The 18,152-nt window shown below is 73.8% G+C and carries 17 protein-coding genes and 1 riboswitch; of the genes, 13 read left to right on the top strand and 4 right to left on the bottom strand.

The features are described from left to right. Nucleotides 1-84: 84 nt before the first annotated feature. Nucleotides 85-873 (top strand): serine/threonine-protein kinase, encoded by a 789-nt coding sequence (locus FHS22_RS12575; protein ID WP_184941305.1) that lies wholly within the window; start codon nucleotides 85-87, stop codon nucleotides 871-873. 109 nt (nucleotides 874-982) lie between these two features. Here FHS22_RS12575 and FHS22_RS12570 read toward each other — a convergent pair whose 3' ends face one another. After that, the gene (locus FHS22_RS12570) at nucleotides 983-1,570 is read right to left on the bottom strand and encodes a TetR/AcrR family transcriptional regulator (protein WP_184941303.1); all 588 of its coding nucleotides are present in this window, start codon (nucleotides 1,568-1,570) and stop codon (nucleotides 983-985) included. A gap of 90 nt (nucleotides 1,571-1,660) precedes the next feature. On the opposite strand from FHS22_RS12570, the gene FHS22_RS12565 reads away from it, so the two are divergent. Together FHS22_RS12565 and FHS22_RS12560 are read left to right on the top strand one after the other, a co-directional pair. Then, nucleotides 1,661-2,569: a carbohydrate kinase family protein gene (locus FHS22_RS12565; RefSeq protein WP_184941301.1), complete on the top strand. Its 909-nt coding sequence runs from the start codon at nucleotides 1,661-1,663 to the stop codon at nucleotides 2,567-2,569. 182 nt (nucleotides 2,570-2,751) lie between these two features. Further along, entirely contained in the window at nucleotides 2,752-3,987 is a 1,236-nt protein-coding gene (locus FHS22_RS12560) for an aminotransferase class III-fold pyridoxal phosphate-dependent enzyme (protein WP_184941299.1), read from the top strand. On the opposite strand, the gene FHS22_RS12555 is transcribed toward FHS22_RS12560, so the two are convergent. Together FHS22_RS12555 and FHS22_RS12550 are read right to left on the bottom strand one after the other, a co-directional pair. Continuing rightward, complete coding sequence (locus FHS22_RS12555) at nucleotides 3,988-4,548, bottom strand: hypothetical protein (protein WP_184941297.1); 561 nt, start codon at nucleotides 4,546-4,548, stop codon at nucleotides 3,988-3,990. 242 nt (nucleotides 4,549-4,790) lie between these two features. Then, nucleotides 4,791-5,894 (bottom strand): GNAT family N-acetyltransferase, encoded by a 1,104-nt coding sequence (locus FHS22_RS12550; RefSeq protein WP_184941295.1) that lies wholly within the window; start codon nucleotides 5,892-5,894, stop codon nucleotides 4,791-4,793. 155 nt (nucleotides 5,895-6,049) lie between these two features. Here FHS22_RS12550 and FHS22_RS12545 point away from each other — a divergent pair, with 155 nt between their 5' ends. The 10 genes from FHS22_RS12545 to FHS22_RS12500 all read left to right on the top strand — a co-directional run bounded on the left by FHS22_RS12545 (nucleotide 6,050) and on the right by FHS22_RS12500 (nucleotide 17,940). Beyond that, nucleotides 6,050-6,916, top strand: coding sequence for a tRNA (adenine-N1)-methyltransferase (locus tag FHS22_RS12545; protein ID WP_184941294.1), 867 nt, complete (start codon nucleotides 6,050-6,052; stop codon nucleotides 6,914-6,916). A gap of 213 nt (nucleotides 6,917-7,129) precedes the next feature. Beyond that, complete coding sequence (arc, locus tag FHS22_RS12540) at nucleotides 7,130-8,893, top strand: proteasome ATPase (protein ID WP_184941292.1); 1,764 nt, start codon at nucleotides 7,130-7,132, stop codon at nucleotides 8,891-8,893. Nucleotides 8,894-9,074: 181 nt separating this feature from the next. Beyond that, the gene (locus FHS22_RS12535; protein ID WP_184941290.1) at nucleotides 9,075-10,214 is read left to right on the top strand and encodes an acyltransferase family protein; all 1,140 of its coding nucleotides are present in this window, start codon (nucleotides 9,075-9,077) and stop codon (nucleotides 10,212-10,214) included. Nucleotides 10,215-10,300: 86 nt separating this feature from the next. After that, nucleotides 10,301-11,815, top strand: a complete 1,515-nt coding sequence (gene dop / locus FHS22_RS12530) for a depupylase/deamidase Dop (RefSeq protein WP_184941288.1) — start codon at nucleotides 10,301-10,303, stop codon at nucleotides 11,813-11,815. Nucleotides 11,816-11,939: 124 nt separating this feature from the next. After that, a riboswitch (cobalamin riboswitch) is annotated at nucleotides 11,940-12,058 on the top strand. A gap of 28 nt (nucleotides 12,059-12,086) precedes the next feature. Beyond that, nucleotides 12,087-12,281, top strand: coding sequence for a CbtB domain-containing protein (locus FHS22_RS12525; RefSeq protein ID WP_184941287.1), 195 nt, complete (start codon nucleotides 12,087-12,089; stop codon nucleotides 12,279-12,281). Between the two features lie 7 nt (nucleotides 12,282-12,288). Then, a complete protein-coding gene (locus tag FHS22_RS12520; protein WP_184941285.1) occupies nucleotides 12,289-13,086 on the top strand; it encodes a CbtA family protein in 798 nt (265 codons plus the stop codon). Next, a complete protein-coding gene (locus FHS22_RS12515; protein WP_184941283.1) occupies nucleotides 13,083-13,700 on the top strand; it encodes a histidine phosphatase family protein in 618 nt (205 codons plus the stop codon). Before FHS22_RS12520 ends, FHS22_RS12515 begins: the two co-directional genes overlap by 4 nt. Further along, the gene (locus FHS22_RS12510; RefSeq protein WP_184941281.1) at nucleotides 13,697-15,802 is read left to right on the top strand and encodes a VWA domain-containing protein; all 2,106 of its coding nucleotides are present in this window, start codon (nucleotides 13,697-13,699) and stop codon (nucleotides 15,800-15,802) included. Before FHS22_RS12515 ends, FHS22_RS12510 begins: the two co-directional genes overlap by 4 nt. A gap of 22 nt (nucleotides 15,803-15,824) precedes the next feature. Then, a complete protein-coding gene (gene cobO / locus FHS22_RS12505) occupies nucleotides 15,825-16,427 on the top strand; it encodes a cob(I)yrinic acid a,c-diamide adenosyltransferase (RefSeq protein ID WP_184941279.1) in 603 nt (200 codons plus the stop codon). Nucleotides 16,428-16,548: 121 nt separating this feature from the next. Then, the gene (locus FHS22_RS12500; RefSeq protein WP_184941278.1) at nucleotides 16,549-17,940 is read left to right on the top strand and encodes a cobyrinic acid a,c-diamide synthase CobB; all 1,392 of its coding nucleotides are present in this window, start codon (nucleotides 16,549-16,551) and stop codon (nucleotides 17,938-17,940) included. 13 nt (nucleotides 17,941-17,953) lie between these two features. Here FHS22_RS12500 and FHS22_RS12495 read toward each other — a convergent pair. Then, on the bottom strand, nucleotides 17,954-18,152 hold a 199-nt coding region (locus FHS22_RS12495; RefSeq protein WP_184941276.1), incomplete at its 5' end, for an EAL domain-containing protein.

The raw sequence follows: 18,152 nt of genomic DNA, 5'->3' as shown, positions 1-18,152 counted from the left end.
AAGCCCCGACAATGACCAGGGCGACGTTACCGTGAGGAAGGCGGCGTCGCGAGGGCCGTATGAGGTTCGGAGGGGAGAACGCCGGTGGAGGGCATCGCCGACTACAAGTTCGTCCGGTCGCTGGGGGAGGGCAACCACGGGGAGTTCCACCTCGCCAGGAAGCCCGAGCGGCTGCCGGTGGATGCCGAGTTCGTCGCCGTGAAAGTACTCGGAGGCACCGGGGCCGACGCCTTCCGGCGGGCCACCCGGGAGCTGAAGGCGTTCGCCGCCGTGCGCTCGCCGTACCTGGTGACGCTCTACGACGCGGGTCAGCAGGGCGGGGTGTTCTACTACTCGATGGAGTACCTGCCCGCCGGTTCGCTGGGCCGCCCGGCCGAGCCGCCTTCGCGGGAGCGGGCCCTGCGGGCCGTCGCCTGCGCCGCGCACGCCGCGCAGGCGCTGCACGAGGAGGGCATCGTGCACCGCGACATCACCCCCGGCAACGTGCTGCTGACCGAGACCGGGGGCAAGCTCTCCGATCTCGGGCTGTCGCAGGTGCTGACGCCGGGCGCGACGGTGACCGGGATGGGCGCGCTGGGGTCGGTGGAGTTCACCGACCCGGCGGTGCTGCAGGGGGACCGGCCCACGCCGGCCTCGGACGTGTGGTCGCTCGGCGCGACGCTGCACTGGGCGGCGAGCGGCGGCACGGGGCTCTACGGCGAGCTGCCCGTGCACGACCCGCTGCTGACCCTACGCAAGATCAACAGCACCGCGCCAGAGGTCCGCGGCGAGCTTGCCCCCGAGCTGGCGGAGCTGGTCCGTGCCTGCACCGGGGACGCGGGCAAGCGGCCCACGGCCAGGGGCGTGGCCGACCGGATCCACGCGCTGCTCTGACGGCGGGGGCGGAGGCGGGCCCCTCCCCGGCGGAGCCCGGCTTCCGACGCCCGCCCGGACCACGGGGGCGCCCCCGTGGTCCGGGCGGGCGTCCCGGCGTGCCGTGAGGCTAGCGGAGCCGGTCCAGCTCGGCCTCCAGCAGCCGCTGGACGCGCTCGGCGCCCAGCCGGTCGGGGTAGAGGAGCCGGTGCACGCTGAGCCCGTCGACGAGGGCGAGCAGCCGCTCGGTGACGTCGTCGAGGTCCTCGGCGGTGGTGATCTCGCCGCCGGAGGCCGCCGCGCCGAGCAGGCTGCGCACCAGGTAGCGCAGCTCGCCCGCCTCGGCGCGCTGGGCCTCCAGCAGGGCGGGGCTGGTCAGGCTCCGGCTCCAGAAGCCGACCTCCAGGCCGCTCTCCGCGGTGCGCTCGCCGTCCAGCGGCAGGTTGTCCAGGAGCAGCTCGCGCAGGGCGGCCAGGCCGGTGCGGCCGGAGAGCTTGGTGCGCAGCCGCTCCACGATGCGCCGGTGCGAGGAGCGCAGCGCCGAGAGCATGATCTCGTCCTTGTCGGCGAAGTAGTGGGTGAGCACGCCGTTGGAGTAGCCCGCCTCCTTGGCGATGGCCCGGGTCGTCGCCGCCTCGATGCCGTCGCGCAGGATGATGCGGCGGGCGGCCTCGACGACCTCCTCGCGGCGCTCCGCGTGATTGACGATCTTCGGCATTTCCCCGCTCCTCCCGGTCCGCTCGTTGACATGGTATTCGGGCGCCCGTCTATTATCCGCTCAGGACCTTAGATATGAGGAGGGCTCGCCATGACTGTCGTCACCCTCGGGGTGCACATCGTGGACGTGCTCGCCCGGCCCGTGGAGTCGATCCCGGCCGGGCAGGACACCCACCTGCTGGAGCAGATCCGGATCACCGCGGCGGGCGCCGCGGCCGGGACCGCCGTCGACCTCGCGAAACTGGGCGTCCAGGTCGCCTCGGCCGGCGCGGTCGGCGACGACGAGCTGGGCGACTTCCTCCTGATGGTCATGGAGCGGCACGGCGTGGACGTCGGCGGGATCGTCCGCAAGCCCGGCGAGCAGACCGCCGCCTCGATCCTGCCCATCCGGCCCGACGGCGGCCGCCCCTCCTTCCACGTGCCCGGCGCCAACCTCGGCCTGTCCCCGGCGGACCTGGACCACGGGCGCGTCAGGGCGGCGGGGTTCCTGCACCTGGGCGGCATGGACGTGACCTGGGGCCTGCACGACCCGGGCTTCTTCGCCCTGCTGGACGAGGCGCGGAGCGGAGGGACGGTCGTCACGATGGACCTCCTGTCCAACATGCCCGACCTGGTGCAGGGAGCGCGCGTCTTCCTGCCGCACGTGGACTACTTCCTGCCCAACGAGGAGCAGGCGCTCATGATGAGCGGGGCCGCCGACGCGGAGGAGGCCGCCGTCAAGCTGCTGGGGGAGGGGCCCAGGGGCGTGCTGGTCACCCTGGGAGGCGAGGGAAGCCTGGTCGCCACCGCCGCCGGGATCACCCGCGTGCCCGCGCTCGACGTGCCGGTGGTCGACACGACCGGCTGCGGCGACGCCTACTGCGCGGGGTTCATCGCCGGTCTGGCCGCCGGCCGCGACGTCCTCGGCGCGGCGGGGCTCGGCACCGCGGTGGCCGCCCGCGTCGCCGGAGGACTCGGCTCCGACGCGGGCCTGGACGGCCTCGACCCGTCCCTCCTCTGAGCCCCGGCCCGTCCCGCACTGCTCCCGCGACCCGCACCGTGTTCCCTCCGTTCCCTCCGTTCCCCCTCCCGTCCCGCGTCCCCCCGCACCGCGGCCCGTCCCGGCGGCCCGCGCGGGCTCCCGCCTCGTACGGCTTCCCCACCCGGGCCACGCGGCGAGCATGAAAGGTGATATTTCCGGAAATGTCGATCGATGCGAATCTCCGTGACCGCGCCGCCAAGGTCGTCCCCGGCGGCATGTACGGCCACCTCAACGCGGCCCTGCACGGCCCCGGCTACCCCCAGTTCTTCGTGCGCGGCGAGGGCTGCCGCCAGTTCGACGCCGACGGCCGCGAGTACGTCGACCTCATGTGCTCCTGGGGCCCCATCGTGCTCGGTCACCGCCACCCGGCGGTGGAGTCCGCGGTCGCGGCCCGGCTCGCCGAGGGCGACTGCCTCAACGGCCCCGGCCCGGTCTACGTGGAGCTCGCCGAGCTCATGGTGGAGACCATCCCGCAGGCCGACTGGGTGATGTTCTCCAAGAACGGCACCGACGCCACCACCCAGGCCCTGATGGTCGCCCGCGCGGCCACCGGCCGGACCAAGGTGCTCATGGCGCACGGCTCCTACCACGGCGCCGACCCCTGGTGCACGCCCAGTCCCTCGGGCACCACGCCCAACGAGCGCGCCGACCTGATCGAGTTCACCTACAACGACCTCGCCGGCGCCGAGGCCGCCGCCGCGCAGGCGGAGGGGCCGGGCGGGTCGGACGTCGCCGCGATCATCGTCACGCCGTTCAAGCACGACTCCTTCGAGGACCAGGAGCTCGCGACGCCCGAGTTCGCCCGCGGCCTGCGGGCCCTGGCCGACCGGCTCGGCGCCGCCCTGGTGATCGACGACGTGCGCGGCGGCTGGCGGCTGGACCTCGGCGGCTCCTGGGAGACCCTGGGCGTCCGCCCCGACCTCTACGCCTTCAGCAAGGCGATGGCCAACGGGCACCCGATCGCCGCCGTCACCGGCGTGGACGCGCTGCGCGGCCCGGCCCAGACGATCTACTCCACCGGCTCGTTCTGGTTCAACGCCGCCCCGATGGCCGCGGCGAAGGCGACCATCGAGACCCTGCACGCCATCGGCGGCGTCGCCCTCATGGAGCGCGCCGGAACCCGCCTGCGCGAGGGCCTGGCCGCCCAGGCCGCCGCGCACGGCTTCGTGGTCGACCAGACCGGCCCGGTCCAGATCCCGTGGCTCTCCTTCGAGGGCGACGCGACCCTGGAGAAGGGCATGTTCTGGTCCTCCGCATGCCTGGAGGAGGGCGTCTACCTCCATCCCTGGCACAACTGGTTCATCTCGGCCGCCCACACCGACGCCGACATCGACCGGGCGCTGCAGGGCACCGACGCCGCCTTCGCGCGGCTCAGGGCGCGGTTCGGCGCCGACTGATCACGTGCTCCCCGGCCCGGGAGCGGGGCGGGCGAAGGCGTGCACCGAGCGGAGGAGCCGGGTGGCGGCCTCGAACCCCCGGGCCGCCTCCACCGCCCGCCCGGCCGCGGTGGCGAACCGGACGAGCAGGTCCTCGTCCCGGTGGTCGAAGGGGCGCCCGGCCACCCACAGGTAGGCCTCGCCCCGGGTGGCCAGCGGCACCGGGACGGCCAGGAAACCGGGACGGCCCAGGGCGGGGTCGCGGGAGAGGGACACCGGGCGGCGGCGGGTGGCCAGGGTCTTGAGCGCCGTGCCGTCGCGCAGCCAGCGCCGTACGGCCAGCGGGTCGCCGGGCGGGGCGTGCATGCAGACCAGGAGCGCGCTCTCCTCGGCCGGGTCGACCTCGACCAGCCCCGCGTAGCCGGTCGCGCACACCGTCGCCGCCGCCGCGACCACCTGCTCGATCAGGTCGTCGGCGTCGAGTCCGGAGAAGATCTCGATCAGGCCCCGCAGGGAGTCGCGGGGCTCGCTGTACCACAGGACGGCACCGGGATCCAGGCCGATCTGATGGGTGATGCTCATCCCTTCCCTCTCTTCGTCGAGCCGGGTGCCCGCACCGAAGCGGTGGGGGCCGGGGTGGCGCGATTCGGAGTATTACCCCCAAAACTCCTCTTGGCCAGCCCCGAATGCGGGATGCGGGACGGGTGGGACGGAAGAGTTCCGAGAGGTCGGTGGGCACGCGGCGGACGGGAGGGAGCGGAGCGCCCGGCGGAGACGGGACGCGCCCGCAGACCTGCGGAGGGGGCCGGGCTCCCGCGCCCGGCTCAGCCCGCGGGCCGCAGGCGGCACCACTGGAGGTCGTCGAGCCGGGTGCCGCCGGGGCCGGGCAGCCTGCCGCGCACGAGCGCCTCCCGGGTGAAGCCCGCCCGCTCGAGCACCCGGTGGGAGGCGGTGTTGTCCGGGGAGGTGCCCGCGACGATCCGGGCCAGGGACGTGTGCGTGAAGGCCCACTCCACCAGCAGTCCCACCGCGCGGGTGGCGAAGCCCCTGCCGCGGAACTCCGGCAGCAGGCTGTAGCCCGTCATGGCCTCGTCCAGCGGAGGGACGACGTTGCTGAGCTGGATGTGACCGGCGAACGCGCCGGTGGCGGCGTCCCGGATGGCGAGCTCCGCCCGCGAGCCCGCAAGCCAGAGCGTTCCCGCCTCGCGGCAGGATTTGTCGACCTCGCCGAGGGAGGGGCCCTCCGGCGGGACGCTGTGCCTGACGACCTCGGGCAGGTTCTCCAGCGCGTGGTAGTCGGCGGCGTCCGAGGGGCCCAGCGGCGTCAGCCGTACCACCCCGTCGGAGAGCGACCCGCCGGGCGGGAAGGGCAGGTACGGCCGGACCGGCTCGCCGGAGTCGGCGGGCAGCCGGGCGAAGGAGACCAGGTCGCCCCGGGAGCCGTCGCGCAGCGGCTCGTCCCCGCGCCGCACGCCCTCGCGCCGGAACCCGGCGGCGAGCGCGACCCGCTGACTGGCCAGGTTCCCCACGGCGGCCAGCAGGTCCACCCGGTGCATCCCGTGGGCGAAGGCCCAGGCGGTCAGCGCCCGGGTCGCGGCCGCGGCCACCCCGCGTCCCCGGGCCCACGGCGCGACCAGGTAGCCGATCTCGGCGCTGCCGCGCGGGCCGGGCGGCTTGAGCCCGATGTTCCCCAGCCACTCGCCGGTCCCGGGGTCGGCGACGGCGAACTCGGCGCCGCCCGCCTGCCACGCCCGCACGGCGGACTCCAGGTAGGCGAGCGCGTCGTCGCGGGTGTACGGCGACGGCACGGCGGGGAGGAACTCGACGATCCGGGGGTCGGCGCAGGCGCGGGCGATGGCGTCGGCGTCGCCCGGGGAGTGCGGGCGCAGCAGGACCGGACCGGCGGGGATGGTCTCTCTGGGGAACATTCCCTACAGGTACCAGCAGGAGGGGAAGCGGGGCGAACCCTTTACGGGGCAGGGCAGGGGCCGGCCGGTCTGCGGCACCCGCGGCACCCGCGGCGTCCGCCCGCGGGCCGCCGGAGCGGACCGGGCGGCATCCGCGCGCCGATACCCTTGCGGGCATGGGTTTTCGCAGGCATGGGCCGTTTCAGGCCGGGGATCAGGTTCAGCTCACCGACCCCAAGAACAAGCGCCACACGGTGACGCTGAAGGAGGACGGGGTCTTCCACACGCACAAGGGCTTCATCCCGCACAGCGACCTGATCGGGCGGCCGGAGGGCTCGGTGGTGCGCTCCTCCGGCGGCACCCAGTACCTCGCGTTCCGGCACCTCCTGGCCGACTACACGCTCTCGATGCCGCGCGGGGCGGCCGTGATCTACCCGAAGGACTCCGCCCAGATCGTCGGCATGGCCGACGTCTTCCCGGGAGCGCGCGTCGTGGAGGCCGGCGTCGGCTCCGGCGCGCTGACCTGCTACCTGCTGCGCGCCGTCGGCCCGGAGGGGAAGGTCACCTCCTACGAGCGCCGCGAGGACTTCGCCGAGGTCGCGACCAAGAACGTGGAGAAGTTCTACGGCGGGCCGATGGACCAGTGGCGCCTGGTCGTCGGCGACTTCGTCGACGCGCTGGACGAGACCGACGTCGACCGGATCATCCTGGACATGCTCGCCCCGTGGGAGTGCGTGGACGCCGCCGCCAAGGCCCTCACCCCCGGCGGTGTGATCTGCTGCTACGTGGCCACCACGACGCAGCTCTCCCGCACGGTGGAAACTTTGCGTGAACATGGGAGTTTCACCGAGCCCCACGCGTGGGAGACCCTGGTTCGCGACTGGCATGTCGAAGGGCTCGCCGTACGGCCCGACCACCGGATGGTCGGGCACACCGGCTTCCTCGTCAGCGCCCGTCGCATGGCGGACGGGGTGACCCCACCACCCCGGCGCAGACGGCCGGCGAAGGGTGCTTATGGCGAGGAGTCCACGACCTCTCCGTGACGTCCGGGGCGTGACGATTCGGCCACGACATATGTCGGGGTATACATGGACCGGAACCCCGTGTTCTCATGCTCTCAGCGCTAAACGCACCATAGGGGATTAATCGCTGATCGCTTAACGTAGCCATACGAACACTGCCCGGCCAGGTAACGGACAGCCCTCAGATGGGTAGGGTCTTGAGTAGTCGGTCTCGACTGGGAAGGAGGTGACGGCGTGGCAGCTCGCGACGACGCTGAGGCTCGGGCCGCGCAGCGCGAACGGGAGGTCGCCGACCTCACAACACAGGTCTCCTTCCTGCAGGAGGAGATCACCGCGCTACGTCGGAAGCTGACGGAGTCTCCCCGGCAGGTCAGGGTTCTCGAAGAGAGTCTCCGCGATGTCCAGATGAAGCTCGCGGCCGTCACCGGACAGAACGAGCGTCTGGTGGCGACCCTCAAGGAGGCCAGGGACCAGATCGTCGCCCTCAAGGAGGAGGTCGACCGGCTGGCGCAGCCGCCGTCCGGGTTCGGCGTCTTCCTGGAGTCCAGGGAGGACGGCACGGTCGAGGTCTTCACCGGTGGCCGCAAGCTCCGGGTGAACGTCAGCCCGGCGGTGGAGGTCGAGGCGCTCAAGCGCGGCCAGGAGGTCATGCTCAACGAGGCGCTCAACGTCGTCGAGGCCCTCGGCTTCGAGGAACTGGGCGAGATCGTGATGCTCAAGGAGCTCCTCGAGGACGGCCAGCGCGCGCTGGTCATCTCGCATGCCGACGAGGAGCGGGTGGTGAAGCTGGCCGAGTCGCTGCTCGACCAGCCGATCCGGGCCGGCGACTCGCTGCTGCTGGAGCCGCGCTCGGGCTACGTCTACGAGCGCATCCCCAAGTCCGAGGTCGAGGAGCTCGTCCTGGAGGAGGTGCCCGACATCTCCTACGAGGAGATCGGCGGGCTCATGCGGCAGATCGAGCAGATCAGGGACGCCATCGAGCTTCCCTACCTGCACGCCGACCTTTTCCGCGAGCACAAGCTCCGCCCGCCCAAGGGCGTGCTGCTGTACGGCCCGCCCGGCTGCGGCAAGACGCTCATCGCCAAGGCCGTCGCCAACTCCCTGGCCAAGCAGGTCGCGGAGAAGACCGGCCAGTCCGGCAAGAGCTTCTTCCTCAACATCAAGGGCCCCGAGCTCCTCAACAAGTACGTCGGCGAGACCGAGCGGCACATCCGCCTGGTCTTCCAGCGGGCCCGGGAGAAGGCCTCCGAGGGCACCCCGGTGATCGTGTTCTTCGACGAGATGGACTCGATCTTCCGGACCCGCGGCTCGGGCGTCTCCTCCGACGTCGAGAACACGATCGTGCCCCAGCTCCTGAGCGAGATCGACGGCGTCGAGGGCCTGGAGAACGTGATCGTGATCGGCGCCTCCAACCGCGAGGACATGATCGACCCGGCGATCCTGCGGCCCGGCCGCCTGGACGTCAAGATCAAGATCGAGCGGCCGGACGCCGAGGCGGCCAAGGACATCTTCTCGAAGTACCTCATCCCCGAGCTCCCGCTCCACCCCGACGACCTCGCCGAGCACGGCGGCAGCCGGGAGGGCGCGATCGCGGGCATGATCCAGCGGGTCGTCGAGCGGATGTACACCGAGAGCGAGGAGAACCGCTTCCTGGAGGTCACCTACGCCAACGGCGACAAGGAGGTCCTGTACTTCAAGGACTTCAACTCCGGCGCGATGATCCAGAACATCGTCGACCGCGGCAAGAAGATGGCGATCAAGCAGTTCCTCGAGACCGGGCAGAAGGGTCTGCGGATCAACCATCTGCTGACCGCCTGCGTGGACGAGTTCTCCGAGAACGAGGACCTGCCCAACACCACCAACCCGGACGACTGGGCCCGCATCTCCGGCAAGAAGGGCGAGCGGATCGTCTACATCCGCACGCTGGTCTCCGGCAAGCAGGGCGCCGAGGCCGGCCGGTCCATCGACACCGTGGCGAACACCGGCCAGTACCTCTGACCGGACCCTCGGCGGCGCGGCTCCCCGGACCGGGGGCCGCGCCGCTGCGCGTTCCGGGCCGGGCGCCGGGTCCGCGTATTTTCACATCCGTCACAAAAGTGAAATGTCGTCACTTGGAACCCAACTGATCGCTTCCCCGTCAAAGGGGCGTGCATGAACATCTCGGGCGGGCGGCCGCTCGTTGACCGGTACGGGATCCCGCGGAGCGGCCCGAGGGGGCGGCCGCCTCGCCGAGCTGGATCTCCTGCGCTTCGTCGCCGCCCTGGCGGTGCTCGCCTTCCACTACTTCGTCGCCTTCCGCTCGGTCTGGGGGGAGACCCCCGCCGAGCTGTTCCCGGCGATCTCCACGATCTCCGGCCTGGGCATCCTCGGCGTCGAGCTGTTCTTCATGATCAGCGGCTTCGTCATCCTGATGAGCATCTGGGGGCGGGGCCTGGGCTCCTTCGCGCTCTCCCGGGTGGTCCGGCTCTACCCCGCCTACTGGGTCAGCGTCGGCGTCACCGCCGCCCTGTACGGCCTCACCTCGGCCACGGCGCTGGACCCCAAGCTGGACGCCGGGGGCTACGCGGTCAACCTGACGATGCTCCAGCGCCTGTTCGGCGTCTACGACGCCACCGGCGTCTACTGGTCGCTCTGGGTGGAGCTCCGGTTCTACCTGCTGATCTCCGTCCTGGTGGTCTTCGGGGTGACGCTCGGCCGCTGCCTGGCCTTCATGGGCGTCTGGCTGCTGGCGGCCGGGTTCTTCGCGGGCAGCGAGAACCACTGGGTCGAGCTGCTGGTGATGCCCAAGTACGCCGCCTACTTCGTCGGCGGCATGGCCTTCTACCTGATGACCAGGTACGGTCCCCGGCTCGTCCTGTGGTGCGTGGCCGGGATCAGCGCGGGCCTGGCCGTCAGCGCCGCCCTGGACCGGGTCTCCGGCCGGATCGAGCTGGTCGGCTACGAGGCCATGCCCGTGCCCGAGTGGGCGGTCGTCGCCACGGTGGTCGCCTTCTACGCGCTCATGGCCATGGTGGCGCTCGGCTGGCTCGGATGGCTGCGCTGGCGCGGCCTGGTCGTCCTGGGCGCGATCACCTACCCGCTCTACCTGTTCCACACGGCGGCGGCCGTACTGATCGTCCCGGCGCTGAGGGGGTCGCTGCCGCCCTGGCTGACCGCGGCCGTCACGGTCCTGGCGGTGACGGCGTTCTCCTACGCGGTCTACCGGCTCGCCGAACGTCCGGTCCAGGAGCTCGTCAGGGCCCGGCGGCGCAGGGCGCCGGAGCCGGCCGCCGCCTCCCCGGCGCCGCGAGTCCTGGGCGAAAAGGCCTCGGTGCCATAACTGTCTGACCCCAGGGCATAGTGAAAGGTCTAGGCTCGGGGATATACACGGCGGACAGGATAGCCCCGGACGAACAGAGGGTGCGCATGACGGTACGGCGGGTGATGGGCATCGAGACCGAGTACGGCATCTCCGTGCCCGGACAGCCGGGGGCCAACGCGATGGTGACCTCCTCTCAGGTCGTGAACGCCTACCTGGCCGCCTCGGCGGCCCGGGCACGGCGGGCGCGGTGGGACTTCGAGGAGGAGAACCCGTTGCGCGACGCGCGGGGCTTCGACCTCGCCCGGGAGGTGGCCGACGCCAGTCAGCTCACCGACGAGGACCTCGGCCTGGCCAACGTGATCCTCACCAACGGCGCGCGGCTCTACGTCGACCACGCCCATCCCGAGTACTCCACGCCCGAGTGCACCAACCCGCGGGCCGCGGTGATCTGGGACAAGGCGGGGGAACGGGTCATGCACGACGCCGCGGTCCGCGCCTCGGCGATCCCCTCCAACGCGCCCATCCAGCTCTACAAGAACAACACCGACAACAAGGGCGCCTCCTACGGCTGCCACGAGAACTACCTGATGCGGCGGGCCACGCCCTTCGCCGACATCGTCAGATACCTGACGCCGTTCTTCGTCTCCCGGCAGGTCGTCACCGGCGCAGGCAAGGTCGGCATCGGGCAGGACTCGCGGGGCGAGGGCTTCCAGATCAGCCAGCGGGCCGACTTCTTCGAGGTCGAGGTGGGCCTGGAGACCACGCTCAAGCGGCCGATCATCAACACCAGGGACGAGCCCCACGCCGACCCGGAGAAGTACCGCCGGCTGCACGTCATCATCGGTGACGCCAACATGTCGGAGATCTCCACCTACCTGAAGCTGGGCTCCACCGCCCTGGTCCTCGCGATGATCGAGGACGGCTACTTCACCCGCGACCTCGCCGTGGAGAACCCGGTCCAGGCGCTGCGCGCGGTCTCGCACGACCCCACGCTGAAGTACGAGATCCCCATGCGGGACGGGCGCAGGCTCACCGCCCTCCAGCTCCAGATGGAGTACCTCGAACTGGCCAGGAAGTACGCCGAGACCCGCAGCGGCAACGGCGTCGACGAGCCCACCAAGGACGTCCTGGACCGCTGGGAGTCGGTCCTCACCCGCCTGGCCGACGATCCCATGCAACTGGCCGGAGAGCTCGACTGGGTGGCCAAGCTGGAGATCCTGGAGGGATACCGCACCCGCGACGGTCTCCCCTGGTCGCACCCGCGCCTGCAGCTCGTCGACCTGCAGTACTCCGACATCCGCCCCGACCGCGGCCTCTACAACCGCCTGGTCGCGCGGGGCAGGATGCAGCGCCTGGTCAGCGAGGAGGAGGTGCAGCGCGCCGTCGAGATCCCGCCCAGCGACACCCGGGCCTACTTCCGCGGCCGCTGCCTGAGCCAGTACAGCGACGCGGTCGCCGCCGCCTCCTGGGACTCGGTCATCTTCGACATCCCCGGCCGCGAGTCGCTGCAGCGCGTCCCGACCCTGGAGCCGCTGCGCGGTACCAAGGCCCACGTGGGCGAGCTGTTCGACCGCTGCCGCACCGCCGCCGAACTGGTCACCGCCCTCACCGGCGAGTGACGAGCGCCGGGCGCGCCCGGGACCCGGCTCCGGGTCCCGGGTTCCGGCGCGCCCGGACTCCTCCGGGCTCTGCCCGGCCGCACCGGGCAGTGTGAATTGACGGGAAAGAGGATCACGGGATACGTTCCGGATGTTTTGTGGCGGTGCGAGGGAAATCCGGTGAGATTCCGGTGCGGTCGCGCCACTGTGATCGGCCCTGCGGGGCCGGGAGCCAGGTCACTCGGCCGCCACCACCGACGAGAGGGACGCGCAATCCCTGAAGGAGGTAGCCGTGAGCCACATCTCGGCTCCGCAGACCCGGCCCGTTCCCTGGACCACGCTCGCCCGCTGGCTGCTCGCCGTACCGGCGCTGCTGCTCGTCGCCTACCTGGTCGCCTTCGACCAGGGCGCGGTCTCGCAGGCCGGCGACTACCTGCACGAGCTCATGCACGACGGGCGCCACCTGCTCGGCGTTCCGTGCCACTGAGCCAGAGATGATCACCAGACTCCTGGTCCGCGGCATGCTGGCGGGGCTGCTCGCGGGCCTGCTCGCGGCCGTCTTCGCCTACGCCGTGGGCGAGCCGCACATCGAACGGGCCATCGCCCTGGAAGAGGCGGCGGCCGCCTCCGCCGTCCCGGCGGGGGAGCACGCCCACTCCGGAGCGTCCGCGGAGGACCACTCCCATGCGCAGGACGGGGCCGCAGGCCACTCCCACGGCGGGGACGCCCTCGTCAGCCGGGGCGGCCAGCGGTTCGGGCTGTTCCTCGCCCTGGCCCTGTACGGCGTGGCGGTCGGCGGCCTGTTCGCCCTGGTCCACGCGGCCGTGCGCGGCCGGGCCGGTCCCCGTTCCGAGCCGGTGCTCGCGGTCGTGCTCGCCGCCGCGGCGTTCGCCGCGGTGGTCCTGGTCCCCTTCCTGAAGTACCCGGCCAACCCGCCCGCCGTCGGCGACCCCGCCACGATCGACCAGCGCACCGTGCTCTACCTGGTCGCCGTGGCCGTCGGGATCCTCGCCGCGGCCGCGGGCGCCGCCGCCCACCGCGCGACCGCCGGAGCCGAGCCCTGGCTGCGCTGGCTCGCGGGGGGCGCGGCGACGCTGCTGCCCGTGGGCGCGGCCTGGCTCCTCCTGCCGGAGATCGCCGAGGTCCCCCCCGGATTCCCCGCCGACCTGCTCTGGGACTTCCGGATCGCCTCCCTGGGCACCCAGGCGGTGTTCTGGCTCGGCGTCGGCGCGCTGTTCGCCTTCGCCTCGCGAGAGCGGACCCCGGCAGCACCCGCACCCGCCCCGGCGTGACGGCCTCCAGCGGGGCGACCCGCCTGCTGCTGGTCTGCCACGCCTCGACCCGGGCGACCGCGCGGGCCGCCTTCCCCCGCGACGAGCCGCTCGACGAGCGCGGCCTGCGCCGGGCCGCGGACCTGGCCCCCCTCGCCGGCCCGGCGGCGGGGGCGGGAGGGAAGGGGGCCGCCGGCCCGGCGCCGCGATCCGGCGCCCGGGTGGCCTGCGCCGCCGAGCGGCGCTGCGCGCAGACCGCCGAGGCGCTCGGCCTGCGGACCGGCGAACCCGATCCGCTGCTGGCGGACTGCGACCACGGCCGCTGGCGCGGCATGACGCTCGCCGAGGTCCGGGCCGCCGAGCCCGAGGCGCTCACCGCCTGGCTCACCGATCCCGCCGCCGCGCCCCACGGCGGGGAGTCGGTCCTCGACCTCATCGGCAGGGTGGCGGGGTGGCTGTCCGTCAGGGCACCGGGCAGGACCGTCGCGGTCACCCACCCGGCGGTCGTCCGCGCCGCCGTCGTCCACGCCCTCGGCGCCCCCGCCGGGTCCTTCTGGCGGGTCGACGTCGCGCCCCTGGCCCGCGTCGCCCTCACCGGGCGCGGCGGCCGCTGGCGGCTGGGCTTCCCCGAATGACGACCTTCAAGGAGACCCCGACGGTGCCCGACACCCGATACCCCTTCACCGCGGTCGTGGGGCTCGCCGACCTCAAACTCGCCATGATCCTCAACGCGGTCTCCCCGCGCGTGGGCGGCGTGCTCGTCCGGGGTGAGAAGGGCACGGCCAAGTCCACGATCGTGCGGGCGCTCGCCGCGCTGCTGCCGCCCGTGGAGGTCGTGCGCGGTTGCCGCTTCTCCTGCGACCCGGCCGCCCCCGACCCCGGATGCCCCGACGGGCCGCACGAGGCCGGGACCGGGGGCTCGCGACCCGCCCGCCTGGTCGAGCTGCCCGTCGGCGCCTCAGAGGACCGCCTCGCGGGCTCGCTCGACATCGAACGCGCCCTCACGGAGGGCGTGAAGGCCTTCGAGCCCGGACTGCTCGCCGGAGCCCACCGCGGCGTCCTCTACGTCGACGAGGTCAACCTCCTCCACGACCACCTCGTCGACCTCCTCCTGGACGCCGCCGCCCTGGGCACCTGCTACGTCGAGCGCGAGGGCGTCTCGGTACGGCACGCCGCCCGGTTCCTGCTGGTGGGCACCATGAACCCCGAGGAGGGCGAGCTGCGCCCGCAGCTCCTCGACCGGTTCGGCCTCACCGTGGAGGTCAGGGCCTCACGGGACCCGGCGGAGCGGGCCGAGGTGGTGCGGCGCCGCCTGGCCTTCGAGGCCGGACCGGCCGCCTTCGCCGAGGCCTGGGCCGGCCGGGAGGCGGAGCTGGCGGCCCGGATCGCCGGAGCCCGCGCCCGCGTCGCCGACGTGGTCCTGCCCGACTCCGCGCTGCGGCGGATCGCCACGGTCTGCGCGGGATTCGACGTCGACGGCCTCCGCGCCGACCTGGTCACCGCGAACGCCGCCATCGCCCACGCCGCCTGGCGGGGCCGTACGAGGGTCACCGCCGAGGACGTCCGCGAGGCGGCCAGGCTCGCCCTCCCGCACCGCCGCCGCCGCGACCCCTTCGACGCCCCGGGTCTGGACGAGGCCCGTCTCGACGACCTCCTCGCCCAGGTCCCCGACGACCCCGACGACGATCCCGAGGGTGACGGCCCCGGTGACGGCGGATCCCCGGGGCCCGCCGCGGACGGCGCCGCCGAGGCCTCCGCGGAGCCCGGCGCGGACGGCGCGTCCTCCGCGGCCGGCGGAGCCCCGCCGCCGGGCGGCGCCGGCGGCGGGTCCTCCGCGAGCGACCCGGCACCCGGCGAGCACGGCGACCCGCCCGCCGCGGCGGGATCCGGCCCCGCCGGGCGCCCGCAGGAGACCGGGGGCGGGCACCGCGAGCAGGTCGCCGAGGCCGACCCGCTCCGCCGGGCCCGGCTGTTCACCGTCCCGGGGGTCGGCGCCGGAGCCCCCGGGCGCCGCTCCCGGGCCAGGACCCCGCTCGGGCGCACCATCGGAGCCCGCGTCCCCGACGGCCGCCCCGGCTCCGTCCACCTGGCGGCGACCGCCCTCGCCGCAGCGCCGTACCAGCGGGAACGCGGCAGGACCGGCCCCGGCCTGCTGCTGCGCCGCGACGACCTGCGCGAGCCCGTCCGCGAGGGCCGCGAGGGCAACCTGGTGCTCCTCGTCGTCGACGCCAGCGGTTCCATGACCGCCCGCAAGCGCATGAGCGCCGTCAAGTCGGCCGTGCTCAGCCTCCTGCTCGACGCCTACCAGCGCCGGGACAAGGTCGGCCTCATCACCTTCCGCGGCGCCCGCGCCGACCTCGTCCTGCCGCCCACGTCCTCCGTCGAGGCGGGCGCCGCCCGGCTGCGCGAGCTGCCCACCGGCGGACGCACCCCGCTGGCCGCCGGACTCCTGCGCGCCGCCGGGGTGCTCCGCACCGAACGCCTGCGCGACCCGGCCCGGCGGCCGCTGCTGGTGCTGGTCACCGACGGCCGCGCGACCTCCGGCACCGTCGAGGAGGCGCACCGGGCGGCCGGGCTGCTGGCCGGGGTGGCGAGCGTGGTCGTGGACTGCGAGAGCGGGCACGTCCGCCTCGGCCTGGCCCGGTCCCTCGCCCGCCGGCTGGGTGCGGAGACCGTGCGCCTCGACGACCTCACCGGCCTCGCCGGACTGATCAGGGAGCGGCGGACCGCCGCGTGAGCACGCAGAAGGAGGCGCGACCATGCCCCAGGGGAAACCGGTCAGCGTGCCCGAGGACGGCCTGACCACCCGGCAGCGCCGTACCCGGCCGCTGCTGATGGTCCACACCGGGCCGGGCAAGGGCAAGTCCACCGCGGCCTTCGGCCTGGCCATGCGCGCCTGGAACCAGGGCTGGCCGATCGGGGTGTTCCAGTTCGTCAAATCCGCCAAGTGGCGCGTCGGCGAGGAACGCGCGCTGCGGGTCCTCGGCGAGTCGGGCGAGGGCGGGCCGGTCGCCTGGCACAAGATGGGGGAGGGCTGGTCCTGGATCCAGCGTCCGGGCAGCGAGGCCGACCACGCCGCCGACGCGCGCGAGGGCTGGGAGCAGATCAAGCGCGACCTGGCGGCCGAGGCCTTCCGCCTGTACGTGCTCGACGAGTTCACCTACCCGATGAAGTGGGGCTGGATCGACGTGGGCGACGTGGTCGCCGCCCTCGCGGCGCGCCCCGGCGGCCAGCACGTCGTCATCACCGGGCGCGACGCCCACCCGGACCTGGTCGCGGCCGCCGACCTGGTCACCGAGATGGGCAAGGTCAAGCACCCCATGGACGCCGGCCAGAAAGGCCAGAAGGGCATCGAATGGTGAACCGGTCCGCACCGCGCGGAGGCGCCGGGGATCCGGGGTCCCCCGCCCCGCATCCGGCGTCACCGGGCCGCGCGTCGCCGCGGGGCGGGGCGCCGGTGAGGGGTGCGCGGGAGGCGGGCGGATGAGCGCGCGGATGCCGCGGGTGGTGATCGCCGCGCCCGCGTCCGGGGCGGGGAAGACCACCGTCGCGACCGGGCTCATGGCCGCGCTGGCCCGCCGCGGGCTCGCGGTCTCCCCGCACAAGGTCGGGCCCGACTACATCGACCCCGGCTACCACGCCCTCGCCACGGGTAGGCCCGGGCGCAACCTCGACCCCTGGCTGGTGGGGGAGGAACTCGTCGCGCCGTTGTTCCTGCACGGCGCCGCGGGTGCGGACATCGCGGTCGTCGAAGGGGTGATGGGCCTGTACGACGGGGCGGGGTCGGGCGAGTTCGCCTCCACCGCGCACGTGGCCCGGCTGCTGGACGCCCCGGTCGTCCTGGTCGTCGACGCGGCCCGGCAGAGCCGCTCCGTGGCCGCCCTGGTCCACGGCTTCGCTTCCTACGACACCCGGCTCCGCTTCGGCGGGGTGATCCTCAACCGGGTCGGCTCCGAGCGGCACGAGCAGCTCCTGCGCGAGGCCCTCGCCGAGAGCGGTGTACCCGTCCTCGGCGCGCTCCGCCGCAGCGACGCCGTCACCACGCCCTCCCGCCACCTGGGCCTGGTCCCCGCCGCCGAGCGCCGTACCCGGGCGGGCACGGCGCTGGACGCCGCCGAGGCGCTCGTCGCCGCCTCCTGCGACCTGGACGGGCTCGTACGGCTGGCGCGCACGGCACCGCCCCTGACCGCACGCCCGTGGGACCCCGCCGCCGCCCTCGCCTCCGCTCCGGTCCCCTCCGAGGCGCCCGCCGGCACGCCCCTCCCCGCACCGGACACCGCGCGGACTCCCGGACCGGCCGGGACCACGGTCGCGGTCGCCGCCGGGGCGGCCTTCACCTTCGGCTACACCGAGCAGACCGAGCTGCTCACCGCGGCCGGAGCCGAGATCGCCGTCTTCGACCCCCTCACCGACGAGGCCCTGCCCGAGGGCACCGGGGCGATCGTCATCGGCGGAGGCTTCCCCGAGGTCTACGCGGCCGAACTCGCCGCCAACGAGCCGCTGCGCGCGCAGGTCGCCGCGTTCGGCGGCCCGATCACGGCCGAGTGCGCCGGTCTGCTCTACCTCGCCCGGTCGCTCGAGGGCAGACCCATGTGCGGGGTGCTGGAGACCGAGGCCGCCATGACCGGAACGCTCACCCTGGGCTACCGTGACGCGGTGGCCGTCCGCGACTCGGTGCTCACCAGGGAGGGGGAGCGCTACCGCGGCCACGAGTTCCACCGCACCGCCGTCACGCCCGCCCCCGACCGGCCGCTGTTCCGCTGGCGGGGCGGCGCCGACGGGTTCGCCGCCGGCCGTGTCACCGCCTCCTACCTGCACCTGCACTGGGCGGGCAGCCCGCACCTGGCGGTCCGGCTCGCCGGGGCGTGCCGCTGAGGGGCGCGGTCCGTCAGCTCGCCAGCGAGGACGGCTCCCACCGGCCGGGGTCGTCGCCGCCCGCGGGGACCGAGCGCCCGGCCAGCCGGCGCTCGATCTCCGCGGGCGGCAGCGGCCGCGCGAAGTGGAAGCCCTGGGCCAGCCGGTAGCCCAGCTGGTAGAGCCGTTCGGCCTGGTCGGCGGTCTCCACGCCCTCGGCCACCGCCCGCAGG

Origin of the sequence: Thiemannella venezuelensis (assembly GCF_014203605.1) — a bacterium.
GTDB lineage: Bacteria > Actinomycetota > Actinomycetes > Streptosporangiales > Streptosporangiaceae > Planomonospora_A > Planomonospora_A venezuelensis.
The sequence above is the reverse complement of the archived record's forward strand: the minus strand, read 5'-3'. Positions and strand labels throughout refer to the sequence as shown.

Coding starts and splice junctions, on each gene's coding strand:
- FHS22_RS12545 (WP_184941294.1), top strand. CDS start 6,050: ATGGGTTTTCGCAGGCATGGGCCGTTTCAGGCCGGGGATCAGGTTCAG.
- FHS22_RS12565 (WP_184941301.1), top strand. CDS start 1,661: ATGACTGTCGTCACCCTCGGGGTGCACATCGTGGACGTGCTCGCCCGG.
- FHS22_RS12500 (WP_184941278.1), top strand. CDS start 16,549: ATGAGCGCGCGGATGCCGCGGGTGGTGATCGCCGCGCCCGCGTCCGGG.
- FHS22_RS12510 (WP_184941281.1), top strand. CDS start 13,697: ATGACGACCTTCAAGGAGACCCCGACGGTGCCCGACACCCGATACCCC.
- FHS22_RS12555 (WP_184941297.1), bottom strand. CDS start 4,548: ATGAGCATCACCCATCAGATCGGCCTGGATCCCGGTGCCGTCCTGTGG.
- FHS22_RS12550 (WP_184941295.1), bottom strand. CDS start 5,894: ATGTTCCCCAGAGAGACCATCCCCGCCGGTCCGGTCCTGCTGCGCCCG.
- FHS22_RS12560 (WP_184941299.1), top strand. CDS start 2,752: ATGTCGATCGATGCGAATCTCCGTGACCGCGCCGCCAAGGTCGTCCCC.
- dop (WP_184941288.1), top strand. CDS start 10,301: ATGACGGTACGGCGGGTGATGGGCATCGAGACCGAGTACGGCATCTCC.
- cobO (WP_184941279.1), top strand. CDS start 15,825: ATGCCCCAGGGGAAACCGGTCAGCGTGCCCGAGGACGGCCTGACCACC.
- FHS22_RS12570 (WP_184941303.1), bottom strand. CDS start 1,570: ATGCCGAAGATCGTCAATCACGCGGAGCGCCGCGAGGAGGTCGTCGAG.
- FHS22_RS12520 (WP_184941285.1), top strand. CDS start 12,289: ATGATCACCAGACTCCTGGTCCGCGGCATGCTGGCGGGGCTGCTCGCG.